Annotated in this window: 19 protein-coding genes; 5 read left to right on the top strand and 14 right to left on the bottom strand. The window is 61.1% G+C overall.

What is annotated here, in order from left to right; all coding sequences use genetic code 11:
* Nucleotides 1-9: 9 nt before the first annotated feature.
* The 4 genes from ASE80_RS26495 (at nucleotide 10) to ASE80_RS26480 (ending at nucleotide 3584) form a co-directional block, all read left to right on the top strand.
* Nucleotides 10-348, top strand: coding sequence for a YbaB/EbfC family nucleoid-associated protein (locus ASE80_RS26495; RefSeq protein WP_003175481.1), 339 nt, complete (start codon nucleotides 10-12; stop codon nucleotides 346-348).
* 181 nt (nucleotides 349-529) lie between these two features.
* Nucleotides 530-1564: an NADP-dependent oxidoreductase gene (locus ASE80_RS26490; RefSeq protein WP_056861534.1), complete on the top strand. Its 1035-nt coding sequence runs from the start codon at nucleotides 530-532 to the stop codon at nucleotides 1562-1564.
* 66 nt (nucleotides 1565-1630) lie between these two features.
* Nucleotides 1631-2233 carry a recombination mediator RecR gene (gene recR, locus ASE80_RS26485; protein ID WP_017134798.1) on the top strand — a complete coding sequence of 201 codons (603 nt, stop codon included), beginning with the start codon at nucleotides 1631-1633 and terminating at the stop codon, nucleotides 2231-2233.
* Between the two features lie 202 nt (nucleotides 2234-2435).
* Nucleotides 2436-3584 (top strand): acyl-CoA dehydrogenase family protein, encoded by a 1149-nt coding sequence (locus tag ASE80_RS26480; protein ID WP_056861533.1) that lies wholly within the window; start codon nucleotides 2436-2438, stop codon nucleotides 3582-3584.
* Nucleotides 3585-4128: 544 nt separating this feature from the next.
* Here ASE80_RS26480 and ASE80_RS26475 read toward each other — a convergent pair.
* Together ASE80_RS26475 and fnr are read right to left on the bottom strand one after the other, a co-directional pair.
* Nucleotides 4129-4677 (bottom strand): adenine phosphoribosyltransferase, encoded by a 549-nt coding sequence (locus tag ASE80_RS26475; protein ID WP_056861532.1) that lies wholly within the window; start codon nucleotides 4675-4677, stop codon nucleotides 4129-4131.
* An 81-nt stretch (nucleotides 4678-4758) separates the two neighbouring features.
* A complete protein-coding gene (gene fnr, locus ASE80_RS26470) occupies nucleotides 4759-5493 on the bottom strand; it encodes a fumarate/nitrate reduction transcriptional regulator Fnr (protein WP_056861531.1) in 735 nt (244 codons plus the stop codon).
* 153 nt (nucleotides 5494-5646) lie between these two features.
* On the opposite strand from fnr, the gene ASE80_RS26465 reads away from it, so the two are divergent.
* Nucleotides 5647-6132 carry a hypothetical protein gene (locus ASE80_RS26465; protein WP_056861530.1) on the top strand — a complete coding sequence of 162 codons (486 nt, stop codon included), beginning with the start codon at nucleotides 5647-5649 and terminating at the stop codon, nucleotides 6130-6132.
* A 5-nt stretch (nucleotides 6133-6137) separates the two neighbouring features.
* Here the strand turns inward: ASE80_RS26465 and hemN are convergent, their stop codons facing one another.
* From hemN to ccoN, 12 genes are all read right to left on the bottom strand, one after another.
* Nucleotides 6138-7520 (bottom strand): oxygen-independent coproporphyrinogen III oxidase, encoded by a 1383-nt coding sequence (gene hemN / locus ASE80_RS26460; protein ID WP_056861529.1) that lies wholly within the window; start codon nucleotides 7518-7520, stop codon nucleotides 6138-6140.
* 103 nt (nucleotides 7521-7623) lie between these two features.
* On the bottom strand, nucleotides 7624-8307 hold the full coding sequence (locus ASE80_RS26455) for a sulfite exporter TauE/SafE family protein (protein WP_056861528.1): 684 nt from the start codon (nucleotides 8305-8307) through the stop codon (nucleotides 7624-7626).
* On the bottom strand, nucleotides 8300-8512 hold the full coding sequence (ccoS, locus tag ASE80_RS26450) for a cbb3-type cytochrome oxidase assembly protein CcoS (protein ID WP_017134806.1): 213 nt from the start codon (nucleotides 8510-8512) through the stop codon (nucleotides 8300-8302). Before ccoS ends, ASE80_RS26455 begins: the two co-directional genes overlap by 8 nt.
* 22 nt (nucleotides 8513-8534) lie before the next feature.
* Complete coding sequence (locus tag ASE80_RS26445; RefSeq protein ID WP_056861527.1) at nucleotides 8535-10985, bottom strand: heavy metal translocating P-type ATPase; 2451 nt, start codon at nucleotides 10983-10985, stop codon at nucleotides 8535-8537.
* Nucleotides 10986-11109: 124 nt separating this feature from the next.
* Nucleotides 11110-11649, bottom strand: coding sequence for a FixH family protein (locus ASE80_RS26440; protein ID WP_056861526.1), 540 nt, complete (start codon nucleotides 11647-11649; stop codon nucleotides 11110-11112).
* An 18-nt stretch (nucleotides 11650-11667) separates the two neighbouring features.
* Nucleotides 11668-13083 (bottom strand): cytochrome c oxidase accessory protein CcoG, encoded by a 1416-nt coding sequence (ccoG, locus tag ASE80_RS26435; protein ID WP_056861525.1) that lies wholly within the window; start codon nucleotides 13081-13083, stop codon nucleotides 11668-11670.
* Between the two features lie 207 nt (nucleotides 13084-13290).
* Complete coding sequence (locus tag ASE80_RS26430) at nucleotides 13291-13701, bottom strand: type II toxin-antitoxin system VapC family toxin (RefSeq protein ID WP_056861524.1); 411 nt, start codon at nucleotides 13699-13701, stop codon at nucleotides 13291-13293.
* On the bottom strand, nucleotides 13701-13955 hold the full coding sequence (locus ASE80_RS26425) for a type II toxin-antitoxin system Phd/YefM family antitoxin (protein ID WP_056861523.1): 255 nt from the start codon (nucleotides 13953-13955) through the stop codon (nucleotides 13701-13703). Before ASE80_RS26425 ends, ASE80_RS26430 begins: the two co-directional genes overlap by 1 nt.
* A gap of 153 nt (nucleotides 13956-14108) precedes the next feature.
* The gene (ccoP, locus tag ASE80_RS26420; protein WP_056861522.1) at nucleotides 14109-15086 is read right to left on the bottom strand and encodes a cytochrome-c oxidase, cbb3-type subunit III; all 978 of its coding nucleotides are present in this window, start codon (nucleotides 15084-15086) and stop codon (nucleotides 14109-14111) included.
* A complete protein-coding gene (locus ASE80_RS26415) occupies nucleotides 15083-15268 on the bottom strand; it encodes a CcoQ/FixQ family Cbb3-type cytochrome c oxidase assembly chaperone (protein WP_005790274.1) in 186 nt (61 codons plus the stop codon). The genes ccoP and ASE80_RS26415 overlap by 4 nt, the downstream gene beginning before the upstream one ends.
* Before the next feature lie 5 nt (nucleotides 15269-15273).
* Nucleotides 15274-15882: a cytochrome-c oxidase, cbb3-type subunit II gene (ccoO, locus tag ASE80_RS26410; protein WP_056861521.1), complete on the bottom strand. Its 609-nt coding sequence runs from the start codon at nucleotides 15880-15882 to the stop codon at nucleotides 15274-15276.
* Nucleotides 15882-17324 (bottom strand): cytochrome-c oxidase, cbb3-type subunit I, encoded by a 1443-nt coding sequence (gene ccoN / locus ASE80_RS26405; RefSeq protein ID WP_056861520.1) that lies wholly within the window; start codon nucleotides 17322-17324, stop codon nucleotides 15882-15884. Before ccoN ends, ccoO begins: the two co-directional genes overlap by 1 nt.
* Nucleotides 17325-17669 lie beyond the last annotated feature (345 nt).

Raw genomic sequence — 17669 nt, 5'->3', positions numbered from 1 at the left:
GTGATTCCCATGATGAAAGGTGGCATGGCCGGCCTGATGAAGCAGGCGCAGCAGATGCAGGAAAAGATGGCCAAGATGCAGGAAGAACTGGCCAACGCCGAAGTCACCGGTAAAGCCGGTGGCGATATGGTCAGCGTGGTGATGACCGGTCGTCACGACATCAAGCGCGTAAGCATCGACCCAAGCGTTTTGCCAGGCGTGGGCGAAGATGACCTGGAAATGCTCGAAGCGCTGTTCGCCGCGGCCGTCAACGACGCCGTGCGCAAGATCGAAGCCAACAGCCAGGAAAAAATGGGTGGCGTCACCGCCGGCATGCAACTGCCGCCGGGCATGAAGCTGCCGTTCTGATTGTGCAGCGTTAGCTAGACTCAAATGCCAGGCATCGCGCCTGGCATTTTTGTTTGTGGTGTGATCGTTCCCACGCTCTGCGTGGGAATGCCGCCCCAAGACGCTGCGCGTCTAATATGAACCCTGACACGGCACGCAGGGTCTGCACCCTATACCGAAAGATTCGTTAAAGGAGCCCCTCATGCCTCAAGAACCCATTCTTAACCAGCGTATTGTCCTGGTCTCGCGCCCGCAAGGCGCGCCGACACCGGAAAACTTTCGCCTGGAACGCGTGAACCTGCCGGAATTGGCAGATGGCCAGGTGCTGCTCAAAACCCTGTACCTGTCCCTCGATCCCTACATGCGTGGGCGCATGAGTGACGCGCCGTCCTACGCAGCTCCGGTGGAAATCGACGAAGTGATGACCGGTGGTGCTGTCAGCCGTATCGAGCAATCGCGTAACCCGAAATTCGCAGCGGGTGATCTTGTGGTGGGTTCCACCGGCTGGCAGAGCCATAGCATCTCAGACGGAAACAACCTGATCCCGCTGCCCAAAGGCCTGGCCAGCCCCTCGATGGCGCTGGGTGTATTGGGTATGCCTGGCATGACCGCGTACATGGGCCTGATGGATATCGGCCAGCCCAAGGCCGGCGAAACCCTGGTGGTGGCGGCTGCCTCCGGCGCGGTGGGTTCGGTGGTCGGGCAGGTGGCCAAGCTCAAGGGTTTGCGCGTGGTGGGTATTGCCGGCGGCGCGGACAAGTGCCGCTACGTGGTCGATGAGCTGGGCTTTGACGCCTGTATCGACCACAAGAGCGCCGATTTTGCCCATGAGCTGGCGTTGGCCTGTTTCAAAGGCGTGGATATCTACTTTGAAAACGTCGGCGGCAAAGTCTTCGACGCCGTGCTGCCGCTGCTCAACCCCAAGGCACGCATTCCGCTGTGCGGCCTGATCGCCGGTTACAACGCCCATGAAGCCCCCAGCGGTCCTGATCGGCTGCCAGCACTGCAACGTACCTTGTTGACCAAGCGCGTGCGCATCCAGGGTTTTATCGTGTTCGACGATTATGGCGATCGCCAGCCCGAATTCCTCAGCGCCATGGCGCCGTGGGTGCGCGACGGCAAGATCAAGTTCCGCGAAGACGTGGTCGATGGCCTGGAACAGGCACCCGAAGCCTTTATCGGTTTGCTCGAGGGGCGCAACTTCGGCAAGTTGGTGGTGCGCGTCGCGCAGTATTGAGCATTTGACGCTAATCCGAGGCGCGGGTATAAACCGCGTCTCGTTGTTTTGTCGGACCCTTCGCCCATGAGCTTTAGCCCCCTGATTCGCCAACTGATCGACGCCCTGCGCACTTTGCCGGGCGTGGGCCAGAAAACCGCCCAGCGTATGGCGCTGCAACTGCTGGAGCGTGATCGCAGCGGCGGCACGCGGTTGGCCCAGGCCTTGAGCCAGGCCATGACCGGCGTGGGTCACTGCCGCCAGTGCCGCACCCTGACCGAAGAAGACCTGTGCCCGCAATGCGCGGACCCGCGCCGCGACGACACGCTGCTGTGTGTGGTGGAAGGGCCGATGGACGTGTACGCCGTCGAGCAGACGGGCTATCGCGGGCGCTACTTCGTGCTCAAGGGGCACCTTTCGCCGCTTGACGGCCTGGGGCCGGAAGCCATCGGCATCCCGCAACTGGTGACGCGCATTGAAGAGCAGGGCACGTTTACCGAGGTGATTCTGGCAACCAACCCGACGGTGGAAGGCGAGGCGACCGCGCATTACATCGCCCAGTTGCTGACCAACAAAGGCTTGATCACCTCGCGTATCGCCCATGGCGTGCCGTTGGGCGGCGAGCTGGAATTGGTGGATGGCGGCACGCTCGCGCATTCGTTTGCCGGTCGCAAGCCGATCGCGCTCTAAAATGTGGGAGCTACAGATCGTTCCCACGCTCTGCGTGGGAACGCCGTCATGGACGCTCTGCGTCCGCTCTAAAGTAGTGACGCGGAGCGTCACGGGATGCATTCCCACGCAGAGCGCGGGAACGATCAGGCTAAATCTCGCTGCACTTGATAACCAAGCAAGCGCTTGGTAAGTTCTCTCCACCTCACCGTGGAGCTTGCCGATGTCTGCCTATCAGGACTACTTCGACCCCAGCCACCAATTGGTCCGCGACAGCGTGCGCCGTTTTGTCGAGCGCGAGATGTTGCCGGGCATCGAGCAATGGGAGGAGGCCGAGGGCTTTCCCCGCGAGCTGTACCTCAAGGCGGGCGCGGCGGGGATCCTGGGCATCGGCTACCCCGAAAGCCTGGGCGGCAGCCACGAAGGCGACCTGTTCGCCAAGGTCGCCGCCAGCGAAGAGTTGATGCGTTGCGGTTCGGGTGGCGTGGTCGCGGGCCTGGGCTCGCTGGATATCGGCCTGCCGCCTGTCGTCAAATGGGCGCGGCCGCAGCTACGTGAGCGTGTTGCGCCTCAAGTGCTGGCCGGTGAGAAGATCATCGCCCTGGCCGTCACCGAGCCCGGTGGCGGCTCCGATGTGGCCAACCTGCAAACCCGCGCTATTTTAGATGGCGACTTTTATCGCGTCAGCGGCAGCAAAACCTTTATCACCAGCGGCGTTCGCGCCGACTTCTATACGGTGGCCGTGCGCACCGGCGGGCCGGGCTTCGGCGGCATCAGCCTGTTGCTGATCGAAAAACACACGCCAGGGTTCACCGTCGGCCAACCGTTGAAGAAAATGGGCTGGTGGGCGTCGGACACGGCTGAGCTGTTCTTCGACGATTGCCGAGTACCTGTGGGCAACTTGATCGGCGTCGAGAACATGGGCTTTGCCTGCATCATGGGCAACTTTCAGAGCGAACGCCTGGCGCTGGCACTGATGGCGAACATGACCGCGCAGTTGGCCCTGGAAGAAAGCCTCAAGTGGGCGAGCCAGCGCGAAGCCTTCGGCAAACCCATCGGCAAATTCCAGGTACTCAAGCATCGGCTGGCGGAAATGGCCACCGCAGTGGAAGTCTCCCGCGAGTTCACCTACCGCCAGGCAGCGAAGATGGCGGCCGGCAAGAGTGTGATCAAGGAGATTTCCATGGCCAAGAACCTGGCCACGGATACGGCGGATCGGGTGACCTATGACGCTGTGCAGATTCTGGGTGGCCAGGGGTATATGCGTGGCAGCCTGGTGGAGCGGCTGTATCGGGATAACCGCATTCTGTCGATTGGCGGTGGTACCCGTGAGGTGATGAACGAGATCATCAGCAAGCAGATGGGATTGTGATGTGGGGTGTCCTTGAGGGCCTCTTCGCGAGCAAGCCCGCTCCCACACTTGGAATGCAAATCAAAATGTGGGAGCTGGCTTGCCTGCGATAGCCATAGGTATCTACACAACTTTTGAAGGCCGCCAATTTCTCCTGTGGCGAGCAGGCTTGCCCTGCGTTGGGCTGCGAAGCAGCCCCAAACCCAGTCGCTNCATAGGTATCTACACAACTTTTGAAGGCCGCCAATTTCTCCTGTGGCGAGCAGGCTTGCCCTGCGTTGGGCTGCGAAGCAGCCCCAAACCCAGTCGCTGAGTTCTTTCAGGAAAATTGCAGTGCCTTTACTGGGGCCGCTTCGCAGCCCAACGCAGGGCAAGCCTGCTCGCCACAACAGCCCACTTGCAACAGACTCCGTGTTAACCGGTTGTGTAGATACCTATGNACTGGGGCCGCTTCGCAGCCCAACGCAGGGCAAGCCTGCTCGCCACAACAGCCCACTTGCAACAGACTCCGTGTTAACCGGTTGTGTAGATACCTATGCTGCGATAGCGCCGGCCCAGGCAACTTTTAAACTTCGGTCAACCCAAACTGCGTCAGGCAGAACGTCGCAATGCCCATATCCTGCAGACGTTGCGAGCCACCCAGCTCCGGCAGGTCAATGATCGCCGCCGCTTCGAAGATCTTCGCGCCCATACGCCGTACCAGGTTTGCCGCGGCAATCAAGGTGCCGCCGGTGGCGATCAGGTCATCGAACATCAGCACCGAGTCGCCGTCGCACAGGCTGTCGGCATGCACTTCGAGAAAGGCCTCGCCGTATTCGGTCTGGTAACCCTCGGCCAGCACGTCAGCCGGCAGCTTGCCCTGTTTGCGGAACAGGATCAGTGGTTTGTTCAACTGGTAGGCGATGATCGAGCCGATCAGGAAGCCACGGGCATCCATCGCGCCGATGTGGGTAAAGTCGGCCTCGACGTAACGCTGGGCAAAGCTGTCGGCCACCAGGCGCAGGGCGCGGGGCGATTGGAACAGCGGGGTAATGTCACGAAAGATCACCCCAGGCTTGGGGAAGTCGATGACGGGGCGGATCAGGGATTTGATGTCGAACGAATCGAAGGTCATCGTCGAAGAGTCCTGGGAGCGGAAAACGGACTCGAAGTATACCTGCGGCCTTGCCGATTGGCGCGGCCGCAAGCGTGCGCTTCAGACTTCCAGCGAGCCCCCGGCCAGCGCGCAGAGCTGGATCGGGTCGAGGATATGCACTTCCTTGCCTTCGGCGGCAATCAGCTCGTTTTGCTGGAAACGGGTAAACACGCGGGACACGGTTTCCACCGCCAGGCCCAGGTAATTGCCGATTTCATTGCGCGACATGCTCAGGCGGAACTGGTTGGCCGAGAACCCTCGGGCACGGAAGCGCGCCGACAGGTTGACCAAAAACGTGGCGATGCGCTCGTCGGCGGTTTTCTTCGACAGCAGCAACATCATCTGTTGGTCGTCACGGATCTCGCGGCTCATCACCCGCATCAACTGGCGGCGCAGTTGCGGCAGCTGCAGGGCCAATTCATCCAGGCGCTCGAAAGGGATTTCGCACACCGAGGTCGTCTCCAGGGCCTGGGCCGACACCGGGTGAATCTCGGTGTCCATGCCAGACAACCCGACCAGTTCGCTGGGCAGGTGGAAGCCGGTGATCTGCTCCTCGCCGCCGTCGCTCAGGCTGAAGGTCTTCAGCGCGCCCGAACGTACTGCATAGACAGAATCGAATTTGTCGCCCTGGCGAAACAGAAACTCGCCTTTTTTCAGCGGGCGACCGCGTTTAACGATTTCGTCCAGCGCTTCCATGTCTTCCAAATTCAATGAAAGTGGCAGGCAGAGGGGGGCCAGGCTGCAATCCTTGCAGTGAGCCTGGCTGTGAGCGCGCAGTTTAACTGGCTCGGACATTTCTTAAATCCTTGTGGGAAAACACACATAAGACGTAAGGGTAACGCACCGAGGGTGGCTGAGGCCAGCGTGTACAAAAAAGCAGCAACGGTATAAAGCTCTTTGTATCGGTGCCGATACACAGGTGTCTCTCTATGAGCTGGAGCTCAGATCATGTCAGTCAGCACTGTCTCAAACCCATCGATCAACGTTGCAACGGTATCGGTCTGGAAGGCCGCCGATGCGGCCAGGGATAAAGACGCCGCGTCCAAGGCCGCTACCGAGGACAAGCCCGCTGAACCTAATGCGGCTGAAGGTGTGAAGGTGGTCATTTCCGGCGCGGGGATGGGCATGGCTTCGGCTGAGAAATCCTCCAATAGCGATATTGATGAAAGCAATCTGAAAGACAACATCAAACAGTTGCTGAAGATGATCCGCGAGCTGAAAAAGCAGCTTGCCGAAAAGATGGCTCAGCTCTCGGCAGCCATGAATGACACCACGTTGACCCCGCAAGCACGCCAAGCCAAAGTGGCGGGTTTGCAGGGCGACGTGGCGACGATACAGGCCGGTTTAATGACCGCCCAATCACAACTGGCCAAATCGCTGAAAGATGAGTCGCCTGAAGCTCAGATGGAAGCCATGAGCCTGATGGCGAAATAAAGCCCTTAGATCACCCGCGAGAATCGCTGCCTGTTCTGGTGCTCCAGGTAGGCATCGAACACCATGCACACCGAGCGCACCAGCAAGCGGCCGGCCGGCAATACGCGAATACCGTGGGCATCCAGTTCGATCAGGCCATCGGCGGCCATTGTCTCCAGCTGTGGCCATAGTTCGTCGAAATAGCCGCGAAAATCGATGTTGAAAGCCTGTTCGATCCGCTCGAATGCCAGGCTGAAATTGCAGATCAACTGCTGAATCACTTCCCGGCGCAAACGATCATCCGTGGTGCAGACCAAGCCACGGCTGGTGGCCAGTTGCGCCCCGGCGAGGGCGTTCTGGTAGTGATTGAGGTCACTGCTGTTCTGGCAATACAGGTCGCCGATCTGGCTGATCGCTGAAACCCCCAGCCCAATCAAATCGCAATGCCCGTGGGTGGTGTAGCCCTGGAAGTTACGCTGCAGCGTGCCTTCTTCCTGAGCCACGGCCAGCTCGTCATCCGGCAGGGCAAAGTGGTCCATGCCGATGTAGCGGTAGCCGGCACGGGTCAACTGTTCGATGGTGGTTTGCAGCATCAGCAGCTTTTCTGCCGGCGAGGGCAACTCGTCGGTGTTGATGCGCCGCTGCGGCATAAAGCGCTCGGGCAGGTGCGCGTAGTTGAACACCGACACGCGATCCGGTTGCAGGTTGATCACCTCTTCGACGGTGCGCGCAAAATTCAGCGGCGTTTGCTTGGGCAGGCCGTAGATCAGGTCGATATTGATCGAGCGAAACTGCAGGGTGCGCGCCGCATCGATCACTGCACGGGTTTCTTCCAGGCTTTGCAGGCGGTTGACCGCACGCTGCACCTCGGGGTCCAGGTCCTGCAGGCCGATGCTTACGCGGTTGAAGCCCAGTTCGCGCAGCAACCCCATGGTCGCCCAGTCGGCTTCGCGTGGGTCGATCTCGATGCCATAGTCACCGGAATCATCATCGAGCAAGTTGAAGTGCTGGCGCAGGCGCGTCATCACCTGGCGCAGTTCGTCGTGGCTGAGAAAGGTCGGGGTGCCGCCGCCGAAGTGCAGTTGCTCCACGGGCTGTTTCGGGTCGAGGTGGCAGGCCACCAGCTGGATTTCCTGCTCCAGGCGTTGCAGGTAGGCCTGGGCACGGCCACGGTCCTTGGTGATGACCTTGTTGCAGGCGCAGTAGTAGCAGATGTTCGCGCAAAACGGCACATGCACATACAGCGACAAGGGCCGTACGGCCTTGCGGCTGTCGCGCAGGGCGTGGAGCAGGTCGAAGGTGCCGACCTGGCTGTCGAATTGTACGGCGGTGGGGTAGGACGTGTAGCGCGGCCCCGCCAAGTCGTAGCGGTGAATCAGATCTGTGTCCCAACGAATGGCGTCGAGCATGCGGGCGGTCCCCCGGATTGGCTAGTGGGCCGAGTCTAGGGGCGCGCCGCAGGTGCCATCTTGATTTGCATCAACGGGGAGCGGCGCTATGCCACATGGCGATTTAATGGCCCATTAGCCAGTGTTGATGCGGGCCTGGCAGCGTCCAAACCCCAAACACAATCACCAGCATGCCACCGGCCACACGCACGCTGCGTTTGCGCAGCAGCGCGGTGACACGTTCTGCCGCCAAGCCGGTGGCCAGTAGTACGGGCCAAGTTCCAAGCCCGAAGGCCAGCATCAGCAAAGCACTGTCCAGCGCATTACCCTGGCTCGCCGCCCACAGCAGCGTGCTGTAGACCAACCCACATGGCAACCAGCCCCACAGCGCGCCCAGCAGCAATGCGCGTGGCAGGCTGGACACCGGCAGCAAACGGTTGGCGACCGGCTGTATAGAGCGCCACAGGCCGCGCCCCAGGCTTTCGATACGGGTGAGGCCGCTCCACCAGCCCGCCAGGTACAGGCCCATGCTGATCAGCAACAACCCGGCGAGCACGCGCATGAACATCGCCGCCGGGCTGTTGGCCACTGCCCAGCCGGCCAGGCCGATCAGTAACCCGGCGGCGGCGTAGCTGAGGATGCGCCCCAGGTTGTAGGCGAGCAGCAGGCGAAAACGGCGGCTGCGTTGTTCTTTGGGGATTGCCAGGGTCAGCGCGCCCATCAGCCCGCCGCACATGCCCAGGCAATGGCCGCCGCCCAGTAGCCCGAGGATCAAGGCCGAAACCAGCAGTGGCGCCAGCTCAAGCATGGGGCGGGTCTTTGGGCGGTTGCTCGGCCCGGTTGGCTTCGTCGACGCCCGCCAAGTGGTTCGGGTCCTGGTCGTCGAACAGCACGCTGTGGGCCGGGCCATCGAGGTCATCGTACTGACCGCTGTCCACCGCCCAGAAGAAAATGTAAATGGCCACGCCGACTAACAGCAGCGCCGCCGGAATCATCACGTAAAGAGCTGGCATCGGTACTCCAGGCCCACGCGGCTCAAGCCGGCAGCGGGCGGGTTACTAGGGTGGCACTGCTTACTTGCGGGCTCGGCAGGCGAGTCAGGCGCAAGGCGTTGAGCACCACGGTCAACGAGCTGAGCGACATGCCGATCGCGGCCCAGATCGGCGTGATCCAGCCGAGGGCGGCAAACGGCAGCATAAGGCCATTGTACAGCCCGGCCCACAGCAGGTTTTCGATGATTACCCGCCGTGTACGTCGCGCCAGGGTAAACGCCTGCACCAGCGCGTCGAGGCGGTTGGAGAGCAGCACGGCATCGGCGCTGGTTTTTGCCAGGTCGGTGGCCGAGCCCATCGCCACGCTGATATCGGCGGCGGCGAGCACCGGCACATCGTTGACGCCGTCGCCGAGCATCAGCACCTTGCGGCCTTGCTGGTGCAACTGTTGCAGCACCTGCAGTTTGTCGTCGGGGCGCAAGCCGCCCTTGGCCTCGTCGATCCCCAGCTCCAGCGCGACACTGGCGACCATCGGCGAGCTGTCGCCCGACAAGAGCAGCGTGCGCCAGCCTCGCGCTTTGCACGCGGCCAGCAGGGCGGGCGCATCGCTGCGCAGGCGGTCATCGAGCACGAACCAGGCGAGGGCGCCTTCATGATCGCCCAGCAGCAACCATTGGCCTGCTTCGTCCGGCGAGGCGGGAATCGCGCAGCCGCTTAATTGGCACACAAAGCCCGGCTGGCCGATGCGCAATTGATGCTCGCCCACACGACCTTCCAGGCCTAAGCCTGGGAAACTCAGGACTTCCTCGGCGGCCAGCGGCGCACGCCCGAAGGCGCGGGCAATCGGGTGCTCGGAGCGGTTTTCCAGCGCGGCGGCGAGGCCCAGGCAATCGTCGCTGTTCAACGAGCTTAAAGGGCGGATGGCACGCAGGGCCAGGCGGCCTTCGGTGAGGGTGCCGGTCTTGTCGAAAATCACCGTGTCGATCTGGTTCAGGCCTTCCAGCACGTGGCCGCGGGTCAGCAGCAACCCGAGTTTGTGCAGTGTGCCGGTGGCGGCGGTGAGCGCGGTCGGTGTGGCCAGCGACAACGCGCAGGGGCAGGTTGCCACGAGCATCGCCAGCACAATCCAGAACGCCCGTGATGCGTCCAGCTCCCACCACAGCAGGCCGATCAGCGCGGCCGCGATCAGTGAGCACAGCAGAAACCATTGCGCAGCGCGGTCGGCGATTTGCGCCAGGCGCGGTTTCTCGGCCTGAGCACGTTCCAGCAGGCGCACGATGGCAGACAAGCGGGTGTCATGCCCCAACGCGCGCACCTCGACGGTCAGCGCCCCTTCGACGTTGAGTGTGCCGGCGGTGACCGCATCGCCGACGTTACGCGGCTGCGGCAGGTATTCGCCGGTGAGCAGCGACTCGTCAATGCTCGACTGGCCGTCAAGAATCACTCCATCGGCCGCCAGCACGGCACCTGGATGCACCAGCACCCGGTCGCCCACGGCCAATTCGCTGAGCAGGATGCGCTCGCTCTGACCGTCGCCTTTAAGCCGTAAGCATGAAGCGGGCAACAGGTTGACCAACTGCGCGGTGGCGGCGGCGGTGCGTTCCCGCGCCCGGCGCTCCAGGTAGCGCCCGGCGAGCAGGAACAGCGCGAACATGCCCACCGCGTCGAAGTACAACTCGCCAGTGCCGGTGATGGCCGTCCAGATACCCGCCAGGTACGCGCCGCCAATCGCCAGGGACACCGACACATCCATGGTCAGGTGGCGCGTACGCAGGTCGCGCAGAGCGCCTTTAAAGAACGGCGCACAGCTGTAGAACACGATGGGCGTAGTCAGAAACATCGCCACCCAGCGCAGGATTACGTGCAGCTCCGGGCTCAGGTCGATATTGAATTCCGGCCAGGTGGCCATGGTCGCCATCATCGCCTGGAACCACAGCAGCCCCGCCACGCCCAGTTGGCGCAAGGCTCGGCGGTTTTCGCTGGCCAATTGTTCGGCGGCGCGATCGGCCTGGTAAGGGTGGGCGGCATAGCCGATATGGCGCAGCTCGCTGAGCACCTGGCTTAGCGGCAATTGGCCGTCGGCCCAGCGCACGTGCAGGCGGTGGTTGGACAGGTTCAGTCGCGCCTCGGCCACCGCCGGCAGGCTGCGCAGGTGTTTCTCGATCAGCCAGCCACAGGCGGCGCAGCTGATGCCTTCCATCAACAGGGTGGCTTCGGCCAGATCGCCCTCGTGACGCACAAAGGGTTTTTGTACGTCGACGCGGTCGTACAGCGCCAGCTCGTCGACCAGTTGCACCGGCAACGCCTCGGGGTTGGCCGAGGCTTCGCTGCGGTGTTGGTAATAGCTTTCCAGTCCACCGGCCACAATCGCCTCGGCCACCGCCTGGCAGCCTGGGCAGCAGAGTTCGCGGCGCTCGCCGAGGATGTCGGCGGTGAACCGGCTGCCGGGCGGGACGGGCAGGGCGCAGTGGTAGCAGGGGGTTGGGCTGGTCATGGTTCAATTCCACAGATCGTTCCCACGCTCTGCGTGGGAACGCCTCGCTGGACGCTCCGCGTCCGCTGTTGTGACGCAGAGCGTCACTGGCTGCATTACCACGCGGAGCGTGGGAACGATCAAGCTACTTTTTCAGGTCTTCGGCACCCTGCAACGGTTCATCACCCAACAGCAAGTCCTTGTCGTGGCTGACCTCTTCTTCTTCGAACAGGCGCCAGGTCTTGTCGCCCTCTACGCCGAGCAGTTCCACAAAGCGCCGGCCCTCTACCTTGTCGGTGACCTGGCCGATGTAGCGGCCTGGTTCGCTGTCGCTGCGGGTGAGGTTGATCTTGCGATCCTTTTCCGGCTGGGTCGGGGAAATCAGGTTCAGCTCAAGGGTATTGGGGTTGCTGTAGCCGGTGAGTTGCAGTTCGACTTCACCGGTGAGTTCGTCCAGGTGCAGCTTGCCGCGCAATTGCAGGGTCTGGGCCAGCCGCTCACGGTCCAGGGAGCGGTTGATGCCTTTGCCGGCCTCGTAGTAGTTGTCGTTGACCAGGTTGTCCGGGTTCTTCACCGCAATGGTCACCATGGACAAGGTCAAGGTCACCGAGCAGGCCAGGATCCCGATGATGATCCAGGGCCAGAGGTGCTTGTACCAAGGGCTTGCGGCAGTAGCTGCGGGCATTGTTGTGCTCTCTTTTAATTAGCGGACTTGTGGGCCGATGAATCGGCTCTTGGCTTCAATGTGGACGCTGTCGTCATCGGCATCCCTGAGGATGAATTTCACCTCGTTGGTGCTCGATGGCAGTTGCTCAGGGGCGCTGGACAGCTCTACCGGCATGCTGAAGATTTCCCCGGCGGCGACCTTGATCTCGCGGCGGCCTTGCAGCTTGAGGTCGGGCAGGCCCGAGGCGTCGAGCACGTAGGTGTGGTCGCGCTGGTCCTTGTTCATGATCTTCAGGCTGTAGACGTTTTCGATGCGGCCTTCGGCGTTTTCGCGGTACAGCACGCGGTCCTTGCTGACGTCGAAGCCCACCAGCGAGCGCATGAAAAATGCGCCGGCCAACAGGCCGATCATCGCCAGCAGCACCAAGGCATAACCGATCAGGCGCGGGCGCAGCTTATGGGTTTTCTGCCCGGACAGGTTGTGCTCGGTGGTGTAGCTGATCAGGCCGCGTGGGTAGTCCATTTTGTCCATGATGTTGTCGCAGGCGTCGATACAGGCGGCGCAACCGATGCACTCGATTTGCAGGCCGTCGCGGATGTCGATGCCGGTGGGGCACACCTGCACGCACATCGTGCAGTCGATGCAATCGCCGAGGCCCTGGGCTTTGTAGTCGACCCCTTTTTTACGCGGGCCACGCACTTCGCCACGGCGCGGGTCGTAGGACACGATCAAGGTGTCTTTGTCGAACATAACGCTCTGGAAACGCGCGTACGGGCACATGTAGATGCACACCTGTTCGCGCAACCAGCCGGCGTTACCGTAGGTCGCCAGGGTGAAGAAACCGACCCAGAAATACGACCAGCCATCGGCCTGGCCGGTGAAGAAGTCGAACACCAGTTCGCGAATGGGCGAGAAGTAGCCGACGAAGGTCATGCCGGTGGCAAAGCCGATCAACAGCCACAGCGTGTGCTTGCTGAACTTGCGCAGGAATTTGTTGGCGCCCATCGGCGCCTTGTCGAGCTTGATGCGCTGGTTGCGGTCGCCTTCGGTGACCTTTTCGCACCACATGAAAATCCACGTCCACACACTTTGCGGGCAGGTATAACCACACCACACGCGCCCGGCGTACACGGTGATAAAGAACAGGCCGAACGCGGCAACGATCAGGATGCCTGACAGCAGGATGAAGTCCTGAGGCCAGAAGGTCGCGCCAAAAATGAAGAATTTGCGTTCCGGCAGGTTCCACCAGACGGCCTGGTGACCACCCCAGTTCAGCCACACGGTGCCGAAGTAGAGCAGGAACAAACCGGCGCCACCGAGCATACGCAAGTTGCGGAACAGGCCGGTAAAGGCGCGGGTGTAGATTTTTTCGCGCGAGGCGTAGAGGTCGACAGTGCTGCTGGCGTTTTTGGCAGGCGGTGTAACGTCATGTACCGGTATTTGGTTGCTCATCATTGCATCCCACGGCGGTGGAGATTTGCCTCGGCCAGTACGTGCCAACCGGGGTCAAAAATAGGCTGTTGCAGTGGCGTAATGATACGCCTGCGATGCTGCTCAACGGGTGCGACCTTTGGTCGCGTTGGGGGAAATCAATTGATGGTATATGTGATCTGGATCAATTGACTTGGCAAGTATGGACGTTTTTTGCCGATAGGCAGGTCATTCGTCCCATGGGTTAAGCAATGGAACCCCGCTGGACTTGAAGTCACTGACGTTGCGCGTCACCACGGTTAGCCCGTGCACCAGAGCAGTTGCGGCAATCAACGCGTCACTTTCGTTGGCCTGGTCCGGCACATGCAGATGGGCGCAACGCAGTGCAACGGCGGCATCTACCGGCAGTATCCTGGCATCGAACGCTGGCATCACATGGCGTTTGAGCCATGTACGCAACACTTTCCCTTGGGCCGGGTCGCGGCGTTCCATGCGCAGTACACCGGTTTCCAATTCCTTCAGGGTAATGGCCGAGATGAACATGCGCGCAGCGATAACACTTTTTGCCCAGGCCACTACTCCGGCGTCGGCGTGGGGTTTACGTAGTTCGGAGATTACGTTGGTGTCGAGTAAATACATCAAGAAAGGTCCACGGGGCGGTGAGTGATCACGGCACGTTCGGTTTCGAAGTCGATTTCGGCCGCTTCCGGCATCACCAGCAGGTCAACGATATTGGCATTCAGACCTGTCAGTTTCTGGTATTCCTCAATGCTTAGCAGTACATGGGCAGGCTTGCCGCGATCGGTGATAAAAACCGGGCCTTTACTGGCGGCTTTTTTGGCACCGCTTGTGTCTTGATTGAATTCACGGCTGGAAATGGTGGTGATGGTCATGGGGTATTCCCCTTCGGCAAATTTAATGTAGTAACGTTACTACTTTGCGTCGACGCGCAGCAAGTGCAAGGTTCCGAATGGTCATGCGCTGCAATCGCCCCAGCCCGGCAGAAAAAAAGCCCCGCACTGCGGGGCTTTTTCGTTGCCGGGAGCTTACTGCTCCTCAGCCTGCTTATCCCCATGGGACAGGCTGTAAACATACGCCGCCAGCAAATGCACCTTGTCATTGCCTTGCAGCAATTCCTGCGCTGGCATCTGGCCTTGACGGCCATAACGAATGGTCTGCTGCAATTGCGCGAAGCTCGAACCGTAGATGAATGCACCCGGGTGGGTCAGGTCCGGCGCGCCCATTGCTGGCGTGCCTTTACCGGCCGGGCCGTGGCAGGCCACGCAGTTGGCGGCGAAGAGTTTCGCGCCGTTGGCCACATCGGCCTTGGTGCCTTCCGGCAGTTTGCGGCCATCGAGGTTGGTCACCACAAAGCCCGCCACGTCGGCCACGCCTTGTTCGCCAATGACCTCGGCCCAGGCCGGCATCACCGCGTGGCGGCCTTTCATGATGGTTTCCTTGATGGTGGCCGGCTCGCCACCCCAGCGCCAATCGGCGTCGGTCAGGTTGGGGAAACCATAGGCGCCCTTGGCGTCGGAGCCGTGGCACACCGAGCAGTTGGAGGCGAACAGGCGGCCACCCATCTTCAAGGCTTGCGGGTCTTTGGCGACGTCTTCAATCGGCATTGCAGCGAATTTGGCGAAGATCGGGCCGAACTTGGCGTCCGACTTGGCCATTTCCTTTTCCCATTCGTGCACGCCGGTCCAGCCGGTCTGGCCGTTGGCGAAGGGGGTTTGCTTGTCATTGTCGAGGTAGTTGTAGCCCGGCAGCAGGCCTTTCCAGTTGCCCAGGCCGGGGTACAGCGCCAGGTAGCCAAGGGCAAAGATGATGGTGCCGACAAACAGCATGAACCACCATTTTGGCAGCGGGTTGTCGTACTCCTCGATGCCGTCGAACGAGTGGCCGACGGTCTCGTCCGTCTGCTCGGTGCGCTGGCCCTTGCGGGTCGACAGCAGCAGCCAGGTCAGGGCGAAAATGGTACCCAGACTGAGGACTGTGACGTACAGACTCCAGAACGTAGTCATTCTTTGTTACTCCTAGAAGCTTGCTCGACGTGCTTGATGGCCTCGGGATCATCTGCAAAGGGCAGCATGGTCGCGTCGTCAAACTCCGACTTGCGGCGCGGGCTGAACACCCACAGCGCCAGGCCGACAAAGGCCACCATCACCACAACGGTGCCCAGGCCACGAATCATCCCGATATCCATGAAGATCACCGTTTGCTTTTGATGATGGTGCCAAGGCCTTGCAGGTAGGCCACCAATGCGTCCATTTCGGTCTTGCCCTTCACGGCAGCGGCGGCACCGGCGATGTCTTCATCGGTGTAGGGCACGCCCAGTGTGCGCAGGACTTCGAGCTTCTTGGCGGTGTCCTTGCCGTCGAGCTTGTTTTCCACCAGGAACGGGTACGCCGGCATTTTCGACTCAGGCACCACGTTGCGCGGGTTGTACAAGTGCGCGCGCTGCCAGTCATCGGAGTAACGCCCGCCGACACGGGCCAGGTCCGGGCCGGTACGTTTGGAGCCCCACAGGAACGGGTGGTCCCACACGCTTTCACCGGCCACCGAGTAGTGGCCGTAGCGTTCGGTTTCGGCACGGAACGGGCGGATCATCTGCGAGTGGCAACCCACACAGCCGTTGGCGATGTAGACGTCGCGGCCTTCGACTTCAAGGGCGGTGCGCGGCTTCATGCCTTCGACCGGCTTGTTGGTCACGTCCTGGAAAAACAGCGGAACGATCTGGGTCAGGCCGCCGATACTCACGGCGATGACCATGAAGAAGGCCAGCAGGCCGATATTCTTCTCGACTACTTCATGCTTCATCAGTGAGCTCCCACAACGGCGATCTTGGCGGCGGCTTCGGCTTCTACCGGGTCGGCGGCACGCACGGTGCGCCAGACGTTGTAGGCCATCAGGAACATGCCGGAGGCAAAGAAGGCACCGCCCAGGGCGCGCACGATGTAACCCGGATGGCTGGCTTGCAGCGCTTCGACGAAGGAGTAGGTGAGGGTGCCGTCATCGTTGATGGCACGCCACATCAGGCCCTGGGTGATGCCGTTGACCCACATCGAGGCGATGTAGAGCACGGTACCGATGGTCGCCAGCCAGAAGTGCGCGTTGATCAGGCCAACGCTGTGCATCTGTGGGCGGCCGAACAGTTTGGGGATCATGTGGTACAGCGCGCCGATGGAAATCATCGCTACCCAGCCCAGGGCGCCGGCGTGTACGTGGCCGATGGTCCAGTCGGTGTAGTGGGACAGCGAGTTGACCGTCTTGATGGCCATCATCGGGCCTTCGAAGGTCGACATGCCGTAGAACGCCAGCGATACCACCAGAAAGCGCAGGATCGGGTCGGTGCGCAATTTATGCCAGGCGCCCGACAGCGTCATCATGCCGTTGATCATGCCGCCCCAGCTTGGCGCCAGCAGGATGATCGACATGGCCATGCCCAACGACTGCGCCCAGTCCGGCAGTGCGGTGTAGTGCAGGTGGTGGGGACCGGCCCAGATGTACAGGGTGATCAGTGCCCAGAAGTGCACGATGGACAGGCGATACGAGTAGATCGGGCGTTCGGCCTGCTTGGGCACGAAGTAGTACATCATCCCCAGGAAACCGGTGGTGAGGAAAAACCCCACGGCGTTGTGGCCGTACCACCACTGGATCATTGCGTCGGTCGCCCCGGCATAGGCCGAGTAGGACTTGAACCAGCTCACCGGCAAGGAGGCGTGGTTGACGATGTGCAGCATCGCCGTCACCAGGATGAACGCACCGTAGAACCAGTTGCCCACATAGATGTGCTTGGTCTTGCGCTTGACGATGGTGCCGAAGAACACCACGGCGTAGGTCACCCAGACGATGGCGAGCAAAATCGCGATCGGCCATTCGAGCTCGGCGTATTCCTTGGTGGTGGTGTAGCCCAGCGGCAGGGTGATGATGGCGCCGAGGATTACGGCTTGCCAGCCCCAGAAGGTGAAGGCGGCGAGGCCATCGGAGATCAGTCGCGTCTGGCAGGTTCGCTGCACGACATAGTAGGAAGTGGCAAATAACGCACAACCACCGAAGGCGAAAATCACCAGGTTGGTGTGCAGCGGGCGCAGGCGGCCGAAGGTCGTCCATGGCAAACCGAAATTCAATTCCGGCCACACCAGTTGCGAGGCGATAAACACCCCGAGCCCCATGCCAAGGATCCCCCAGACCACCGTCATGATGGCGAACTGGCGGACGACCTTATAGTTATAAGCAGTCGGACTGATTGCTGTGCTCATTCTAAGGTTCCACGGTTTAGGTTTTTTTATAGGTAAAATCGGCCGCAAGTATGTAGAAAGCGAGGGGCCATTGCAACGCAATGACTGACCTGTATCAATGCGTTCCGAGCCAGATTCTGCGCCCTTTCCATGTTTTGCGTAGGGACAAAATCGGAAATGGAAAGCTGATCGAGTGGACAGGAATTTTCAGGGCCGCAACGAATACCGTCGCGTAGGCCAGGATTGGTCCACTGTGGGAACAAGCGTAGACCCGAAAGTGAGGAGGGGAAAGTTGGACTTGGGAAGGGTGCGACACTTGGCCGCGTAATGTCGAGAACGAACGCTGAACCTGTGGCGAGGGAGCAA

The sequence above is a fragment of the Pseudomonas sp. Leaf15 genome, from assembly GCF_001421425.1.
Classification (GTDB): Bacteria; Pseudomonadota; Gammaproteobacteria; order Pseudomonadales; family Pseudomonadaceae; genus Aquipseudomonas; species Aquipseudomonas salomonii.
Note: the sequence above shows the minus strand (reverse complement) of the source record. Positions and strands in the feature narration are given on the sequence as shown.

Coding starts and splice junctions, on each gene's coding strand:
- ASE80_RS26440 (WP_056861526.1), bottom strand. CDS start 11,649: ATGCCCGCAGCTACTGCCGCAAGCCCTTGGTACAAGCACCTCTGGCCC.
- ASE80_RS26455 (WP_056861528.1), bottom strand. CDS start 8,307: ATGCTTGAGCTGGCGCCACTGCTGGTTTCGGCCTTGATCCTCGGGCTA.
- ccoS (WP_017134806.1), bottom strand. CDS start 8,512: ATGCCAGCTCTTTACGTGATGATTCCGGCGGCGCTGCTGTTAGTCGGC.
- ASE80_RS26490 (WP_056861534.1), top strand. CDS start 530: ATGCCTCAAGAACCCATTCTTAACCAGCGTATTGTCCTGGTCTCGCGC.
- ASE80_RS26425 (WP_056861523.1), bottom strand. CDS start 13,955: ATGACCATCACCACCATTTCCAGCCGTGAATTCAATCAAGACACAAGC.
- ccoO (WP_056861521.1), bottom strand. CDS start 15,882: ATGAAGCATGAAGTAGTCGAGAAGAATATCGGCCTGCTGGCCTTCTTC.
- ccoN (WP_056861520.1), bottom strand. CDS start 17,324: ATGAGCACAGCAATCAGTCCGACTGCTTATAACTATAAGGTCGTCCGC.
- ASE80_RS26415 (WP_005790274.1), bottom strand. CDS start 15,268: ATGGATATCGGGATGATTCGTGGCCTGGGCACCGTTGTGGTGATGGTG.
- ccoP (WP_056861522.1), bottom strand. CDS start 15,086: ATGACTACGTTCTGGAGTCTGTACGTCACAGTCCTCAGTCTGGGTACC.
- ASE80_RS26465 (WP_056861530.1), top strand. CDS start 5,647: ATGTCAGTCAGCACTGTCTCAAACCCATCGATCAACGTTGCAACGGTA.
- ASE80_RS26475 (WP_056861532.1), bottom strand. CDS start 4,677: ATGACCTTCGATTCGTTCGACATCAAATCCCTGATCCGCCCCGTCATC.
- hemN (WP_056861529.1), bottom strand. CDS start 7,520: ATGCTCGACGCCATTCGTTGGGACACAGATCTGATTCACCGCTACGAC.
- ccoG (WP_056861525.1), bottom strand. CDS start 13,083: ATGAGCAACCAAATACCGGTACATGACGTTACACCGCCTGCCAAAAAC.
- fnr (WP_056861531.1), bottom strand. CDS start 5,493: ATGTCCGAGCCAGTTAAACTGCGCGCTCACAGCCAGGCTCACTGCAAG.
- ASE80_RS26430 (WP_056861524.1), bottom strand. CDS start 13,701: ATGTATTTACTCGACACCAACGTAATCTCCGAACTACGTAAACCCCAC.
- ASE80_RS26445 (WP_056861527.1), bottom strand. CDS start 10,985: ATGACCAGCCCAACCCCCTGCTACCACTGCGCCCTGCCCGTCCCGCCC.
- ASE80_RS26495 (WP_003175481.1), top strand. CDS start 10: ATGATGAAAGGTGGCATGGCCGGCCTGATGAAGCAGGCGCAGCAGATG.
- recR (WP_017134798.1), top strand. CDS start 1,631: ATGAGCTTTAGCCCCCTGATTCGCCAACTGATCGACGCCCTGCGCACT.
- ASE80_RS26480 (WP_056861533.1), top strand. CDS start 2,436: ATGTCTGCCTATCAGGACTACTTCGACCCCAGCCACCAATTGGTCCGC.